Below are 15,611 nucleotides of genomic sequence, written 5' to 3' on the forward strand. Positions count from 1 at the left end.
AAGCCGCCGAAACGGGCAGCAAGAAGAAAATGCAGGGGGGTGCCAGCTATTGTAGCGGGCTTTAGCTATTTATCTAGTGAAAAAATCGCCAGAAAATGCGCTCCGCTGGCAACCTGTTTTTCCAACTGTTATTGTGGTGGGATTAAACGGTGTCACCACCGTCCGGAAAAAACAGGAGTTGTAAGCATGTTTACTGGTATTGTGCAGGGCACCGCCAAAGTGGTGTCCATTGATGAAAAACCTAATTTTCGTACTCATGTTGTAGAGCTGCCGGAATATATGCTCGACGGCATCGAAACCGGCGCCTCGGTTGCCCATAACGGCTGCTGCCTGACCGTCACCGAAATTAATGGCAACCAGATTAGCTTTGATTTAATGAAAGAGACGCTGCGTATTACTAACCTGGGCGAGCTGGTGGTGGGGGACACCGTCAACGTTGAGCGCGCGGCGAAGTTCAGCGACGAGATTGGCGGCCATCTGATGTCCGGGCACATCATGACCACCGCCGAAGTGGCGAAAATCGTCACTTCAGAAAATAACCGTCAAATCTGGTTTAAAGTGCAGGACCCGTCATTAATGAAATACATCCTCTATAAAGGGTTTATTGGCATTGATGGGATTAGTCTGACGGTGGGAGAAGTTACTCCGACGCGTTTTTGCGTGCATTTAATTCCCGAGACACTGCAGCGCACCACGCTGGGTTCGAAAAAACTGGGGCATCGCGTGAATATCGAAATCGATCCGCAAACCCAGGCGGTTGTAGATACCGTTGAGCGCGTGCTGGCCGCAAAAGAAGCCGCAATAATTAAAGCTGTAGAAGAAGAATAAAAAATAACCCCGGCTGGCCGGGGTTATTTTTCTAGCGTGCGACCCGCAAGCCGTGTTCAATCCCACGGCTGAAAACTACCTGCCAGAGCTGAATATCTCGCGCGCGAAACGCCCCCGCGCAGGCATTCAGATAATAGCTAAACATCCGCTTGAATCGTTCAGAATAGTTGTCCGCAATTTCAGGCCAGGCTTCCTGAAAACGTGCATGCCACGCCATTAACGTGGTGTCGTAATCCGCGCCGAAGTTATGCCAGTCTTCCATCACGAAATGGGATTCGCTGGCGTTGGCAATCTGGCGTACGGACGGTAAACAGCCATTCGGAAAGATGTATTTGTTGATCCACGGGTCAACGTTATTGTCGGTCCGCTTAGAGCCGATGGTGTGCAGCAGGAAAATACCGTCCGGTTTCAGATTACGGTCCACCACCTCGAAATAGGTGTCGTAATTTTTCGGCCCGACGTGCTCGAACATGCCCACGGAAACGACCCGGTCAAACTGTTCGTTCAGATCCCGGTAATCCTGCAGGCGGATATCCACATCAAGCCCCAGGCACCGCTCCTGCGCCATTTTTTGCTGTTCAGCGGAAATGGTGACGCCGACCACGCTGACGCCGTAGTGCTTCGCCATAAAATACGCCAGCCCGCCCCAGCCGCAGCCAATATCCAGCACGCGCATACCGGGCTGCAACTGCAATTTCTCGCTAATCAGGCGCAGCTTGGCCTGCTGAGCCTCTTCAAGCGTCGACGCCTCTTTCCAGTAGGCGCAGGAGTATTGCATGAAGGGGTCCAGCATGCGGCTGAACAGATCGTTGCCGAGATCGTAATGCTCTTTGCCGACGATCCAGGCACGCTTTTTACTTTGCAGGTTAAAGAGACGGGCAGAGGCGACACGCAGGGTGTCTTTAAGATTACGGGGGAGCTGTTTTTCCAGACCAGCACGCAGCACGCTGGCGAAAAAAGTATCCAGCCGTTCGCATTCCCACCAGCCGTCCATATAGCTTTCCCCCAGGCCTAGCGACCCCTCGCGCAACACGCGTTTAAAAAAATCGGGATGTTTAACCTGAGGATCCGATGGGGATGATCCGTTGATAGTGATGCCTGCCCGACCTAACAGTTCACTGACGATCCGGGACCAGTTATCGTCCGGAACGCTGACTTCTTCTATACACGATGAACTCATAGCTTCTCCATCACCCTACTGTGATCAGAACCTTAAAACAGCGTAGACGCTTTTTTGGTTTGTGAGAAATCTCACGGTAAATACCGCGAGGCTAGTATCCGACGTAGAACAGAGGAAGGGAGATAACCCTTGCCGAAATGCCTTCCATGGTAAAACGGGAGCACTCCGGCTCCCGTTAACACATAATATTTATCGTATTTAATCGAACCAAATTTAGTATAGGCCTCAAAATTTGGTGATTCAATAGAAAATTCTTAGCAACCTAATCACTGAAAATTAACATAGTTTCTGGCGCGATTAGGCATGCGAGGTTTCTACCTGCGTGCTCTCATCCTGAGCGGAAGCCTGCATGCGATAGCCTATGACGGCCAGCGCAACGGTAGCCAGCATCACGCTGGTTGTCGTCAGCAGCGGCGTGGCGATCAGCGCGGAGACCACCAGGCTTGCCAGGAAGCACAGCCCCAGCTGCAGGGTGTTCTGCAGCGCAGCCGCGCGGCCTGTCGCCTGCGGGAACGGACGCAGCGCCTGCGCCACAACGATAGGGTAGATCGCCCCGTTCGCTATGGCCATCACGCAGAATGGAATCAATATTTCGGCCAGACCCGCGCCCGGAATAAACCCTACGGCCCAGGTGCCGATGACGCTCAGCGCATAGAGCACCAGCAACCACGGCAACATCTGCTGGCCTTCCCATTTTTGCAGCGCCGCGCGACAGCCGTACCCGCCCACCAGGAACGCGATGGTCTGCGGAACGTAGCTCAGGCCAATGGCCGCCGGGCTATAGCCCATATCGTGCAGAATAAAAGGCGAACCGGTCAGCCACGCGAAGAAGCTCGCCGAGCAGGCGGCATAGATCAGAACGTTGCCGCGATACGCTTTCGCGCTCAGCAGGGAGGTGAAGGTAATCGGCTTCGCGTCTGCGTGCGCCTCTTTTTTATGCGCGGGCTTGAGGGCGAACGCCGGCAGCATCAGCACCAGCGTGATGGCAAACAGCGTGGCAAAGATGGCCTGCCAGTCAAAGTGCGCGAGGATCCAGCTTCCCAGCAGCGGGGCGAGGGCCGGTGAGAGCCCCACCAGCGGCATGATGGTGGCGAAAATACGGTTAGTGCGGTTCGCGGGGTAGTAGTCGGTGACCAGCGCCTGCCAGGTCACGGCCGCGGCACAGACGCCGACCGCCTGAACAAACCGCAGCACAAGCAGCCAGGTGGCATCGCGCACCCATAGCATCCCCAGGCAGCCCACGGCAAAAATGGCCAGCCCCAGCAGCAGCACCGGTTTACGCCCAAAGCGATCCGAAAGCGGTCCCCAGAGCAGCTGCGCGAAGGCAAAACCGGCCAGGAACAGGCTCAGGCTGGCGCTGATGGCGGCAGCAGGGGTTTGCAAATCTTCCTGCATGGCGGCAAACGCCGGCAGGTACATATCGGTGGCCAAAAAGCCCAGCACGCTTAAGCCGCCGAGCCAGACTAAAAAACCTTTCCTGGGTTGCACTGTTTTATTCTCCTGAGGAGGCAGGTATACGTTGGCGCTGAGTGTAGGGAGTGCAAAGCCGCTTGTGAAACGCTAATATTTGGCGGGTGCATTCAAATTTTTTGCAGGCAGAAAATGTGGTCAGATTATTCTCTTGAAGTGGTCGATGCTGTCGCGCGTAACGGCAGCTTTAGCGGAGCGGCGCAGGAGTTGCACCGCGTCCCTTCAGCCATCAGCTATACGGTGCGACAGCTTGAGGAGTGGCTGGCGGTACCGCTGTTTGAACGGCGGCATCGTGATGTGGAATTAACGCCCGCAGGGGCGTGGTTTTTAAAGGAAGGGCGTTCTGTTATCAAAAAAATGCAGATCACCCGCGAGCAGTGCCAGCAGATCGCGAACGGCTGGCGGGGGCACCTTTCCATTGCGGTGGATAACATCGTTAAGCCCGAGCGCACCCGGCAGATGATTGTCGATTTTTATCGACATTTCTCTGACGTAGAACTGCGGGTCTCGCAGGAGGTGTTCAACGGCGTCTGGGATGCGCTGGCGGACGGCAGGGTAGAGATGGCGATTGGCGCGACCCAGGCAATCCCGGTCGGGGGACGTTACGCCTTTCGCGATATGGGGATGCTGAGCTGGAAATGCGTGGTGGCAAGCGATCATCCGCTGGCGGCGACGGAAGGGCCGCTGAGCGACGATATGCTGCGCAGCTGGCCGTCGCTGGTGCTGGAAGATACCTCCCGCTCGCTGCCGAAGCGAATTACCTGGCTGCTGGACAACCAGCGGCGGGTTGTCGCCCCTGACTGGGGATCGTCGGCGACGTGCCTCAGCGCCGGGCTCTGCGTAGGCATGGTGCCCGCCCATTTTGCACGTCCGCGAATCGATACCGGTGAGTGGGTTGAGCTAACGCTGGAGAATCCGTTCCCGGATGCGGCCTGCTGCCTCACCTGGCAACAAAATGATGTCTCGCCGGCGATGGCCTGGCTGCTGGACTATCTGGGGGACAGCGAAACGCTTAACCGGGAGTGGCTGCGGGAGCCAGACTGACTGGCTCCGCAATGAGATTAACGACGGTAGTCGCGGAACGGGCCATCCGCAACGGAACGGCGTTCGATGAGGCGAGGGTGAACTTCAATGGACTGCGACTCTTCACGCTTGTTGACGATCCTGTCCAGCAGCATATTGAAGGCGGTTTCACCCAGCGAATCTTTCGGCTGGTGAATGGTGGTCAACGCTGGCGTGAAGAAGCGCGCGTTGCGCACGTTGTCATACCCGATCACGGAGATGTCCTGCGGTACGCGCAGACCCAGCTCGTCGGCTGCACAGAGGGCGCCCATCGCCATGATATCGCCCCCGCAGAAGACGGCGGTTGGACGGTGCGGCTGGGAGACGATCTGCTGCATCGCGCGGTAGCCTGATTCCGGCTCAAAGTCGCCCTGCACGATCCAGTTTTCCGGCACGGTGATTAGCGCTTCTTCCATCGCTTTCATAAAACCGGCCAGGCGGCCCGCACCGGTGTTGCGTTCCAGCGGGCCCGGGATCACGCCAATCTCGCGGTGGCCGCGTTCGATCAGATAACGGCCCGCCATGTAACCGCCTTCGAAGGCGTTATCGATAACGGAATCGGTGAAGTCGGCGCGCGCTTCGCCCCAGTCCATCACCACCATAGGGATATGGCGATACTCTTCCAGCATCGACAGCACGGATTCCGGGTACTCTGAACACATCACCAGCAGGCCGTCCACGCGCTTTTGCGCCATCATCGACAGGTAGGCGCGCTGTTTTTCAATGCTGTTCCAGGCGTTGCCGAGAATCAGGGTATAGCCTTTCTGGAAGCAGTTTTTTTCTACCGCTTCAATGATCTCGGCAAAATAGGCCGCTTCGCTGCTGGTCGCCAGCAGACCAATAGACTTGGTGTGATTAACCTTGAGGCTGCGCGCAACCGCGCTTGGCGAGTAGTGCAGCTCTTTGATCGCTGCCCAGACGGCGTTGCGCGTCTCTTCCGCCACAAAACGGGTTTTGTTAATTACATGTGATACGGTTGTAGTGGAAACGTTTGCGCGTTTTGCTACGTCTTTAATTGTTGCCATTAAATGTCACTCCAGACCATATCCTAAACTCCTGAAAAACTTGAAGGTAAACGTTTGCCTTCTCTCACCCTTATCACGCAATTTTGAATTGCGGCACGCCGGGAAAACGACACGGGACGTCAGGAGGGGGTCAATGGCCGGTACGCTAATAAATTTAGCGTGGAATTTTGGCCTATCTTGATGAAAAGGGGAAGAGGTAAAGTGTTTATCAGCTTAAATCCAGGAAGATTTTTGACGTAAACTGTGCAAAAATGAGCAAGCTCACTTTTCGTGGGGGGATTAAAAGGAGAAAAATTGATGAGTTCCGATCTGAAGTTTTCGCTGTTCACCACCGTTATTGTGCTGGCGCTGATTGTGGCGGCTGGCCTGACGGCTGCGCTGCATTGATTTACGCGGGGGGAGAGCCTTCTCCCTCCCGAACGCTCCGATTGTTACTTCTCTGGCAAAAATCTTTTGCCATTTTGTTAACTTCTCATTTTTTGTGATTGATGTCATGCTTTCCGCTTCTTTGTTCTGTGTCACCACATGACACGGCATCCGGAGTTGACGCATGAAAATCAATTTTCCCCTGCTGGCCCTGGCGATTGGCGCTTTTGGGATTGGCACCACTGAATTCTCCCCGATGGGGTTACTGCCCGTTATCGCCCGGGGCGTGGACGTCTCGATCCCGGCCGCCGGGATGTTAATCAGCGCCTACGCCATCGGCGTGATGGTGGGAGCGCCGCTGATGACGCTTCTGCTTTCGCACCGTGCGCGCCGCAATGCGCTGATTTTCCTGATGGCGATTTTCACCCTGGGCAACGTGCTTTCGGCCATTTCGCCGGATTACACCACTCTGATGCTGTCGCGCATTCTGACCAGCCTCAACCACGGTGCTTTCTTTGGTCTGGGCTCGGTCGTGGCCGCAAGCGTGGTGCCAAAACACAAGCAGGCCAGCGCCGTGGCGACCATGTTTATGGGGCTGACCATCGCTAACATCGGCGGTGTTCCTGCGGCAACCTGGCTGGGCGAGGTCATTGGCTGGCGGATGTCCTTCCTGGCGACGGCCGGACTGGGCGTGGTCTCGATGGTGGCGTTATTCTTCTCCCTGCCAAAAGGCAGTGCGGGTGAACGCCCTGATGTACGCAGAGAGCTGTCGGTGCTGATGCGCCCGCAGGTACTCTCCGCGCTGCTGACCACCGTGCTGGGGGCAGGAGCGATGTTTACCCTCTACACCTATATTTCGCCGGTCTTACACGACATTACCCACGCAACGCCACTCTTTGTTACCGCGATGCTGGTGCTGATTGGCGTCGGCTTCTCGATTGGCAACTATCTCGGCGGGAAATTTGCTGACCGTTCCGTGAGCGGCACGCTGAAGGGCTTTTTAACCCTGCTGATTGTCATTATGGTCGCGATCCCGTGGCTGGCGCAGAATGAATTCGGCGCGGCGATTGCGATGGTTGTCTGGGGCGCTGCCACCTTTGCCGTGGTGCCGCCGCTGCAGATGCGCGTGATGCGTGTCGCCCATGAGGCGCCGGGTCTCTCGTCTTCCGTGAATATCGGGGCATTCAATCTCGGCAATGCGCTGGGCGCCGCCGCCGGAGGCGCCGTAATTTCAGGCGGTCTGGGGTACAGTTTTGTGCCGGTGATGGGGGCGATTATTGCCGCGCTCGGCCTGCTGCTGGTGATGATGTCCGGCCGTAAACAGCCTGAAGCGGTTTGCACGGCTGAATAAGCAAAAACGCAGAAGGGTTACCCCTTCTGCGTGTCTCTTACGCGGCGAAGTTCTTCGCGACAAAGTCCCAGTTAACCAGAGCCCAGAAGTGCTCCAGGTAGTTCGGGCGCGCATTACGGTAATCAATGTAGTAAGCATGTTCCCACACGTCCACGGTCATTAGCGGCGTAGCGCTGGTGGTCAGCGGGGTACCCGCGTTAGACGTGGACACGATAGCCAGTTTGCCATCCGCCTCTTTTACCAGCCACGTCCAGCCAGAACCGAAGTTCTTGATGGCGGCATCGGTAAACTTCGCTTTAAACTCTGCAAAGCTGCCAAAGGCGGCGTTGATGACGGCTGCCAGTTCACCGGCAGGTTCGCCACCGGCATTCGGTGCCAGGCAGTGCCAGTAGAAAGTGTGGTTCCACACTTGAGCCGCGTTGTTAAAAACGCCACCCTCTGAACTGCGAACGATCTCTTCCAGCGTTTTGCCTTCAAAATCGGTGCCCTTGATGAGGTTGTTCAGGTTAGTGACGTACGTCTGATGATGCTTGCCGTAGTGGTATTCCAGGGTTTCCGCAGAAATGTGCGGTGCCAGGGCGTCTTTTGCATACGGTAGTGCAGGTAATTCGAACGACATTGCTTCTCTCCTTATTGTATTTTGTGTTGCCAATAACCCTACAGACAACAAGGACAGGATAGCAAATTGAAAGGGTATGCAAAAGAGGAACTTACCCTGCCGCAGATGCGGCAGGGCAGGGATTAACGAATGGTTTTTGGCGTCATGACGCGACGCGCGCCGACGTAATGACGTACCCAGTAATCTTCGCTGAGCGAGGTGATCTGAATGTCCTGACCGCTGCGCGGAGACTGGATGAATTTCCCGTTGCCGACGTAGACGCCCACGTGGTCAGCCGTACCGCGACCCTGCGTGCGGAAGAAGACCAGGTCGCCGTTTTCCAGCTCACCCCGGTTAACCGGTGACGCATCGCGCAGGTGATACATCTCATTGGCGGTACGTGGAATACGGAATTTAACCAGATCTTTATAGGCGTAATAGACGAGGCCGCTGCAGTCGAAACCGGTACGCGGCGAACTGCCGCCCCAACGATAAGGTTTGCCAATCTGCCCCATCAGTTTATTCATCGCGGTTTTTTGCGCTTTTTGCACACGCACTTTATGCACATCCGCCAGCTTTGTTACCTTCGTGCATTTTGCTTTATGGCCTTTACGGGTAATGCATTTTTCTGTAACGAGGTTAGCGGCGGTCTGCGAAGCTTTATTTTTGGCGGTGCGGGTAGTGCGGGAAGATTTTGTTTTCGTCTTGCTGGAAGCGGTTTGTTTAGTCTGAGCGGTGGTTTTTTTCTTGTCGTTCTTGTTGCTGGTTTTTTTCTTACGTTCTGTGGCTTTCACCAGATGGCTTTTTTGTACAGCAGATTGCCGCGCCTGCTGAGAGGCGTTTGCCGCTGGCGTTAACGTGAGTGATGTAAACAGTAAAGCACAGAGCGTGATCGAGATTTTAGTTATCCGCGCCACTGGGCAGTCCCCTGATATATGCAGGTCATCAATAATACCCGCGTGTGATTTACAAAGCCCGTCGATTCTAATCCATAAAAACCCGAGAAGTTAATAGCATTTTTCAATCTAAAAACGTGTTTCGTTAGCAAGTGCAAAAAAATTCATCGTTCTGACGCACAATTGTTCACTCCCTAAGCAAAACCCTGACGGGCGAAGGGGTAAACACCATTTGCAATGCAACTTTTGTGGAGTCGGGGTAAAATATATAAACGTGACGAAAATGTTATTTTCCGATGCCAGCCTGACCCGCTACAATGTCAGACTAATGCCGTAACAGAAGTTAAAGGAAGCAAGACATGAGCACCACTATTGAAAAAATCCAGCGCCAGATCGCTGAAAACCCGATTCTGCTGTATATGAAAGGTTCTCCGAAGCTGCCAAGCTGCGGCTTCTCCGCGCAAGCGGTTCAGGCGCTGTCAGCCTGTGGTGAGCGTTTTGCTTACGTTGATATCCTGCAGAACCCGGATATCCGCGCTGAGCTGCCAAAATACGCTAACTGGCCGACCTTCCCGCAGCTGTGGGTGGACGGCGAGCTGGTGGGCGGCTGCGATATCCTGATTGAGATGTATCAGCGCGGCGAACTGCAGCAGCTGATCAAAGAGACGGCGGCGAAGTACAAAACGGAAGAGCCGGACGCTGAATAATTTTCTGCGTTAATAAAAAAGCGACCTGAAGAGGTCGCTTTTTTTTATTCTTCACTGTCGCCCATCGGCAGCGGCCAGCCGCCCAGACGCTTCCAGCGGTTGACGATCTCACAGAACAGCTCTGCGGTGCGCTCCGTATCGTATAAGGCGGAGTGCGCCTGGGTACCGTCAAACGGTATACCCGCCGTAATGCAGGCTTTGGATAAAACCGTTTGTCCCAGCGCCAGACCGCTTAGCGCGGCGGTGTCGAAGGTCACGAACGGGTGGAAAGGGTTGCGTTTGAGCGATGCGCGTTCGGCTGCGGCCATGGTAAAGCTGTGATCGAAGGTGGCGTTATGGGCTACCATGATGGCGCGGCTGCAGTTGCTCTCTTTCATGCCTTTACGCACCATTTTAAATATGGCGTGCAGCGCATCATATTCACTGACTGCACCACGCAGCGGGTTATGCGGATCGATACCGTTAAACGCCAGCGCCTCCGGCTGTAAGTTTGCCCCTTCGAAAGGTTCAATGTGGAAATGCAGCGTGGTGTCCGGTGTAAGCCAGCCCTGTTCATCCATCTTCAGCGTGATGGCGGCAATTTCGAGCAGCGCATCGGTTTTAGCGTTAAATCCGGCTGTTTCTACATCAATGACAACGGGATAAAAACCACGAAAACGGTCGCACAGACCGCTAAATTGAGCGTTATCGGACATCAGGGTCTCTTACAAGGGGAAAAAGCAGTGCGCATTATGGCAAATTTTGCAGGGTGATGCAGTAAAACTACGGGCGCATGTTGCGCCCTGAGGGATCAGTTGCCCAGACCGCGACCCGCGTCTTTGGCTTCAATCAGCTCGATCTTGTAACCGTCCGGATCTTCTACAAAGGCAATAACGGTGGTGCCGCCTTTTACCGGGCCGGCTTCGCGCGTGACGTTACCGCCATTGCTGCGAATGCGTTCACACGCCTCGGCCGCGTTGTCCACTTCCAGCGCGATATGGCCGTAGGCGGTGCCCAGTTCATAGCTGTCCACGCCCCAGTTGTAGGTCAGTTCAATGACCGCTTCATCCGTTTCCGGGCCGTAACCCACGAACGCCAGCGAGTATTTATATTCCGGGTTTTCGCTGGTGCGCAGCAGCTTCATGCCCAGGACGTTAGTGTAGAAATCGATAGAACGTTGCAGATCGCCAACGCGCAGCATGGTGTGAAGTAGGCGCATAATTTCCTCATTAACCAATGGAATAGACTATTTTTTTGAACAGAAACGATGTTTTAGTATAGCGGCGAAGTGTCGCCGCTATCAATGAACAATGGCGAGATTACAGAGAAGGGTAGTCGGTGTAGCCTTCCGCGCCGCCGCCGTAGAAGCTCTCAGGACGCTGCGGGTTCAGGGCCGCTTTCTGCTGCAGTCGAGCAACCAGATCCGGGTTGGCAATATAGTCGCGGCCAAACGCCACGGCGTCGATCAGCCCTTTATTAATCAGATCTTCGGCTTTCTCAGGGGTATAAGCACCCGCACCGATGATCACCCCGTGGAAGCGCTCGCGCACTTTCTGACGGAAGGCTTCCGTATAAGGCTTACCGCCGGCCCAGTCCGGCTCGGACATGTGCAGATAGGCAATGCCGCGCTTCGCCAGCTCTTCAATCAGATACAGCGCGTCCGCTTCTTCATTCGGACCGTTGTCGACGTTCTGGAACGTACCGATTGGGGAGACGCGGATACCGATGCGGTCCGGGTTCCACTCCTGACAAACGGCATCAACCACTTCCAGCACCAGGCGGGCGCGGTTTTCGACGCTGCCGCCGTACTGGTCGGTGCGATGGTTAGACGACGGTGACAGGAACTGGTGCAGCAGGTAACCGTGCGCGGAGTGCAGCTCAACCAGGTCAAAACCGGCTTCGCGGGCGTTAGCAACGGCCTGGCGGAAGTCGTTCACGATACCCGGGATCTCATCCAGCTCCAGCGCGCGTGGCGTAGAGGTGTCGACGCGGATCGCGTTGCCGTTTTCATCGCGCAGGGAGGTGCGGGTGTTCGCGTTCAGGGCAGACGCTGAAACCGGCGCCTGACCGCCAGGCTGAATGCTGCTGTGGGAGATACGACCGGTATGCCACAGTTGGACCGCAATGCGACCGTCTTCAGCGTGAACGCCCGCGGTGATTTTCTGCCATGCGGCGATCTGCTCCGGGCTGTGCAGCCCCGGCGCACCCGCATATCCCTTGGCCTGAGCAGAAATCTGCGTGGCTTCAGTGATGATCAGGCCAGAGCTGGCGCGCTGACGATAGTATTCACCCATCAGTGGGGTTGGGATATCACCCGGCTCAATGCTGCGCAGACGGGTAAGCGGAGCCATAAACACGCGGTTTGGCGCGGTGACGGCACCCACTTTTAAGGGGGTAAATAATTTTTCAGCTGACATAACGACTCCTGAGTAGACCAGTCGACTAGTAATAACGTAAATAAAAACGCCTGCTAAGCGCCAGGCGCAGTAATCGTACTTATCACATGTGCCAGCGCGCTTTCGAGCGGCACGGCACTGCGAGAAATTTTAGCCTGCAGGTTGGCGCCTAACCAGAGGGAGTAGAGCACCTGAGCCTGCGTTAAGGGATCCCCGGGGAAGGCGAGCGTATTTTCTTCGCGCCCCTTCGCCAGCGCCTGCGCCAGCAGGGCGATAACGCCGCTGGCGCCTTTATCCATTGCCGTGCGCATATCTTCTGAGAGATCGCACACTTCGGCAGAGAGTTTAACCGTCAGGCATCCGCTGATAATGCCCTGCTGACAGAACTGGTTCAGCGTTTCCTGGTAGTAGTTCAGAACACGATCCCGATAGTTACCTTCCCCCGTGGCGAAGTGGGTCGCGAGGCGCTGGTGGTAAGCAGCATAGTGCCGCTCCAGCATCGCCACGCCAAAGGCCTCTTTGGACCGAAAGTAGTGATAGAACGACCCTTTCGGTACCTCAGCGGTTTTTAATAGCTCGCTCAACCCCATACCGGTGAAGCCGCGGTGCATGCACAGCCGCTCGCCGGTCGCCAGGAGATGTTCGCGCGTGTCGTGTTCAGTATTTCTGCTCATGGATTCACTCTAATAGACCGTTCGGTCTAATGCAAGCGCTGTTACCTGCGACACGCATTCAGAATGTCCAACTGTTGCTGATAAACGCTTGATTTAACGTCCATCATGCCCAGCACCGTCGAGAATAAATTGTCCTGCGAAACCGCATTTTTTGCTGCGTGGTCGCGTAAACACTGCGCGTTGATGCCAAAGTTTTTCGCATAGTCCGGGGACAGCCAGAACATAAACGGAATGTGCGTCTGCTGCTCCGGCGCCAGCATGTACGGCGTGCCGTGCAGATAAATACCGCTTTCACCGAGCGATTCCCCGTGATCCGAGAGGTAAATCAGCGCGGTGTTCATGTTCGCCTGACGGGCTTTCAGCGCATCAATGGTTTTGCTGACCATGCTGTCGGTATACAGGATGGTATTGTCATAGGTGTTCATCAGCGCCTGATGGTCGCAATCCTGAATTTCGTTGGTGTCGCAGGTGGGGGTGAATTTACGGAAATTATCCGGGTAACGGCGATAGTACGCCGGGCCGTGGCTGCCCATCAGGTGGATAACCAGCACCGTGTCCTGCTTCAGACCGTCCAGCACGTTGTCCAGGCGGTAGAAATTCACGTCATCAATACAGGACTGGTCTTTGCAGAACTGATCCAGCTTCCACTGCGTCATGTCGGTATGGGGAATACGATCGCAGGCACCTTTACAGCCACCGTCGTTGTCGCGCCACAGGAGGTTGATACCCGCATGGTTGAGCACGTCGAGCAGCCCTTCCTGATGGTGCGCCAGGTCGGCATCGTATTTGCTGCGCGTCATACCGGAGAACATGCACGGAACGGATACAGCGGTTTCAGTGCCGCACGAGGAGGCCTGCGGGAAGTTAATCACATCCTGCTTTTTCAGCTCGGGGTTGGTTTCACGCCCGTAGCCATTGAGGGAGTAGTTCGCCGCGCGCGACGCTTCGCCGATGACCAGCACCAGAACGGTTTTCTTCTGCTGACCCGTAATCAGCGCGCCTTTGTGCGCATCTTCGCCAATCCGCACCAGCGTTTGATCGCCGGCAAACCAGCGCATCTTGCTGTATTTCACCACGGCGCTGACGTAGTTCGCCGGAGTGACCATTTTGACGATGCTTTTGTTATTGCGGAACAGCGACGCGTAATCTTTATAAAACACCGCGGCGATAAGAATAATCACCAGCAGGGCACCGAGCATCGCGGCAACACGCGTCAGCAGGGCGTACCACCATTTACCGGTACGAATGCGGGTCAGCGCCAGCACCAGGGATGGAACAAGACCGGCTATGACAATCCACAGAATCATCTGCGGGGTCACCAGCGCGGTGGCTTCCTGGGAGTTAGTTTCGAACACGTTCACAATCATGTTCTGATCGATGACCGCGCCGTAGGTAAACATAAAGTAAGTTGCCGCAGCGCACCCGACAGTTAAGACGATCATCAGCGGCTTACGGATATACGGGATATTGAGCAGGCTAAATACAATGACCCAGCCACAAAAAAGCACCACCGGCACGGATGCGGCGAAGAGAATATCGTGCAGATGCGCAGGGGCAATAATAGCCCAGCTGCGCTGGATAAACAGCCCGTTAAGCAGAGTAAAAAAGAGTGCACAGCCCAGAGTAAATTTTATGTCGTTACATTGTAACTTTTTACTTAACCACATCGATCGTAAAACCTGTCATTGTCATGATGTGGCGAGTATAAAGAGGAAAGATTAGTGAAACCTTAATGCCACAAAACTGTGGTAAAGCCCTTGCACGCGGCGCTTTTAGCGTCTTCACTGTAGGTGAGAGAGGTTAACCGGAGGTGAGTGTGGCAGAGCAACTGGAGTTTTTCCCCATCCAGAGCCCGTGCCGGGGGATTTGTCAGTCAGATGAACGTGGTTATTGCCGCGGGTGCATGCGTACCCGTGACGAGCGTTTTAACTGGCAAAACTTCAGCGACACGCAAAAGCAGGATGTGCTGCGCCTCTGCAGACAGCGACTTCTGCGCAAAATCCGCGCAAACAAAGCCTCTGAGACCGAAGAACCCCAGCAACCTTCACTGTTTTAATGCGGTAATTGCGTATACTCATGACATCACGTCCTTGAGGAAAATGTTATGGTTCAGCGTATTACCCTTGCCCCCCAGGGGCCAGAATTCTCCCGTTTTGTGATGGGCTACTGGCGCCTGATGGACTGGAATATGTCCCCCCTCCAGCTGGCAAGCTTTATTGAAGAGCATATCGATTTAGGGGTAACAACCGTCGATCATGCGGATATTTACGGTGGCTATCAGTGTGAAGCCGCCTTTGGCGAGGCGCTCAAGCTGGTTCCGGCACTCCGGGAGCGAATGGAGATCGTTACCAAATGCGGTATTGCCACCACGGCCAAACCGGAGCATGCCCTCGGCCACTACATCACCGACAGCGCCCATATCATCAAGAGCGCCGAGCAGTCGCTGGTCAATCTGGCAACCGATCGTATCGACCTGCTGCTGATTCACCGTCCGGACCCGCTGATGGATGCCGACGAGGTGGCGGAAGCCTTCCTGAGTCTGCATCAGAGCGGGAAGGTGCGTCACTTCGGCGTCTCCAACTTTACCCCGGCCCAGTTTGCCCTGCTTCAGTCTCGTCTGCCGTTTACGCTCGCCACTAACCAGGTTGAGATCTCCCCGGTGCATCAGCCGCTGCTGCTGGATGGTACGCTCGACCAGCTGCAGCAGCTGCGCATTCGCCCGATGGCCTGGTCGTGCCTCGGCGGTGGACGCCTGTTTAATGATGATGCGTTCCAGCCGCTGCGCAATGAGCTGGAAACCATCGCCCGCGAGCTGAACGCCCAGAGCATAGAGCAGGTGGTTTACGCCTGGATCCTGCGTCTGCCGTCAAAACCGCTGCCGATTATTGGCTCCGGGAAAATTGAACGCGTCCGTTCCGCGCTGGCCGCCGAAGAGCTGCAGATGACCCGCCAGCAGTGGTTCCGCATCCGCAAGGCCGCGCTGGGTTACGACGTGCCTTAAACCGCAAGAAGGTGACTTTCCGGTGAAATCTGTGCCCCTGGTATACACTTAAGGGGCAAAAAATAACCAGCGGAGGTC

General features: G+C 55.4%; 17 protein-coding genes. 7 read left to right on the forward strand and 10 right to left on the reverse strand.

The features are described from left to right. Positions 1-186: 186 nt before the first annotated feature. A complete protein-coding gene (locus tag IM265_RS07785; protein WP_028012887.1) occupies positions 187-828 on the forward strand; it encodes a riboflavin synthase in 642 nt (213 codons plus the stop codon). 31 nt (positions 829-859) lie between these two features. On the opposite strand, the gene cfa is transcribed toward IM265_RS07785, so the two are convergent. Together cfa and punC are read right to left on the reverse strand one after the other, a co-directional pair. Next, positions 860-2,008 carry a cyclopropane fatty acyl phospholipid synthase gene (gene cfa / locus IM265_RS07790; RefSeq protein ID WP_028012888.1) on the reverse strand — a complete coding sequence of 383 codons (1,149 nt, stop codon included), beginning with the start codon at positions 2,006-2,008 and terminating at the stop codon, positions 860-862. A gap of 297 nt (positions 2,009-2,305) precedes the next feature. Next, a complete protein-coding gene (gene punC / locus IM265_RS07795) occupies positions 2,306-3,496 on the reverse strand; it encodes a purine nucleoside transporter PunC (RefSeq protein WP_047368404.1) in 1,191 nt (396 codons plus the stop codon). A gap of 114 nt (positions 3,497-3,610) precedes the next feature. Between punC and punR the strand changes: the two genes are divergently transcribed. Then, the gene (gene punR, locus IM265_RS07800) at positions 3,611-4,522 is read left to right on the forward strand and encodes a DNA-binding transcriptional activator PunR (protein WP_100170410.1); all 912 of its coding nucleotides are present in this window, start codon (positions 3,611-3,613) and stop codon (positions 4,520-4,522) included. Between the two features lie 17 nt (positions 4,523-4,539). Here the strand turns inward: punR and purR are convergent, their stop codons facing one another. Beyond that, entirely contained in the window at positions 4,540-5,565 is a 1,026-nt protein-coding gene (gene purR, locus IM265_RS07805) for an HTH-type transcriptional repressor PurR (RefSeq protein WP_008500597.1), read from the reverse strand. A gap of 297 nt (positions 5,566-5,862) precedes the next feature. Between purR and IM265_RS07810 the strand changes: the two genes are divergently transcribed. Then, positions 5,863-5,952, forward strand: a complete 90-nt coding sequence (locus IM265_RS07810; protein WP_020688313.1) for a YnhF family membrane protein — start codon at positions 5,863-5,865, stop codon at positions 5,950-5,952. Between the two features lie 163 nt (positions 5,953-6,115). After that, positions 6,116-7,282: an MFS transporter gene (locus IM265_RS07815; protein ID WP_100170409.1), complete on the forward strand. Its 1,167-nt coding sequence runs from the start codon at positions 6,116-6,118 to the stop codon at positions 7,280-7,282. A 37-nt stretch (positions 7,283-7,319) separates the two neighbouring features. Here the strand turns inward: IM265_RS07815 and sodB are convergent, their stop codons facing one another. Together sodB and IM265_RS07825 are read right to left on the reverse strand one after the other, a co-directional pair. Further along, the gene (gene sodB, locus IM265_RS07820; protein ID WP_193031239.1) at positions 7,320-7,901 is read right to left on the reverse strand and encodes a superoxide dismutase [Fe]; all 582 of its coding nucleotides are present in this window, start codon (positions 7,899-7,901) and stop codon (positions 7,320-7,322) included. 122 nt (positions 7,902-8,023) lie between these two features. Beyond that, positions 8,024-8,797, reverse strand: a complete 774-nt coding sequence (locus tag IM265_RS07825; RefSeq protein WP_047368407.1) for a C40 family peptidase — start codon at positions 8,795-8,797, stop codon at positions 8,024-8,026. Between the two features lie 338 nt (positions 8,798-9,135). Here IM265_RS07825 and grxD point away from each other — a divergent pair, with 338 nt between their 5' ends. Continuing rightward, positions 9,136-9,483: a monothiol glutaredoxin 4 gene (gene grxD, locus IM265_RS07830; RefSeq protein WP_003832760.1), complete on the forward strand. Its 348-nt coding sequence runs from the start codon at positions 9,136-9,138 to the stop codon at positions 9,481-9,483. Between the two features lie 44 nt (positions 9,484-9,527). Here the strand turns inward: grxD and rnt are convergent, their stop codons facing one another. The 5 genes from rnt to eptA form a co-directional block, all read right to left on the reverse strand. After that, on the reverse strand, positions 9,528-10,178 hold the full coding sequence (gene rnt, locus IM265_RS07835; RefSeq protein WP_028012894.1) for a ribonuclease T: 651 nt from the start codon (positions 10,176-10,178) through the stop codon (positions 9,528-9,530). A gap of 95 nt (positions 10,179-10,273) precedes the next feature. Further along, complete coding sequence (gene gloA / locus IM265_RS07840; RefSeq protein WP_013096923.1) at positions 10,274-10,681, reverse strand: lactoylglutathione lyase; 408 nt, start codon at positions 10,679-10,681, stop codon at positions 10,274-10,276. A gap of 100 nt (positions 10,682-10,781) precedes the next feature. Next, positions 10,782-11,879: an alkene reductase gene (locus tag IM265_RS07845; protein ID WP_059356951.1), complete on the reverse strand. Its 1,098-nt coding sequence runs from the start codon at positions 11,877-11,879 to the stop codon at positions 10,782-10,784. Between the two features lie 53 nt (positions 11,880-11,932). Then, positions 11,933-12,532: a TetR/AcrR family transcriptional regulator gene (locus IM265_RS07850; RefSeq protein ID WP_047368408.1), complete on the reverse strand. Its 600-nt coding sequence runs from the start codon at positions 12,530-12,532 to the stop codon at positions 11,933-11,935. Positions 12,533-12,573: 41 nt separating this feature from the next. Beyond that, on the reverse strand, positions 12,574-14,199 hold the full coding sequence (eptA, locus tag IM265_RS07855) for a phosphoethanolamine transferase EptA (RefSeq protein ID WP_048960364.1): 1,626 nt from the start codon (positions 14,197-14,199) through the stop codon (positions 12,574-12,576). A gap of 149 nt (positions 14,200-14,348) precedes the next feature. Between eptA and IM265_RS07860 the strand changes: the two genes are divergently transcribed. Both IM265_RS07860 and IM265_RS07865 read left to right on the forward strand, forming a co-directional pair. Continuing rightward, positions 14,349-14,588, forward strand: a complete 240-nt coding sequence (locus tag IM265_RS07860) for a DUF1289 domain-containing protein (RefSeq protein ID WP_028012898.1) — start codon at positions 14,349-14,351, stop codon at positions 14,586-14,588. A 48-nt stretch (positions 14,589-14,636) separates the two neighbouring features. Next, a complete protein-coding gene (locus IM265_RS07865) occupies positions 14,637-15,533 on the forward strand; it encodes an aldo/keto reductase family oxidoreductase (protein ID WP_028012899.1) in 897 nt (298 codons plus the stop codon). Positions 15,534-15,611: the final 78 nt, after the last annotated feature.

The sequence above is a fragment of the Enterobacter cloacae complex sp. P17RS genome, from assembly GCF_014895885.1.
GTDB lineage: Bacteria > Pseudomonadota > Gammaproteobacteria > Enterobacterales > Enterobacteriaceae > Enterobacter > Enterobacter bugandensis.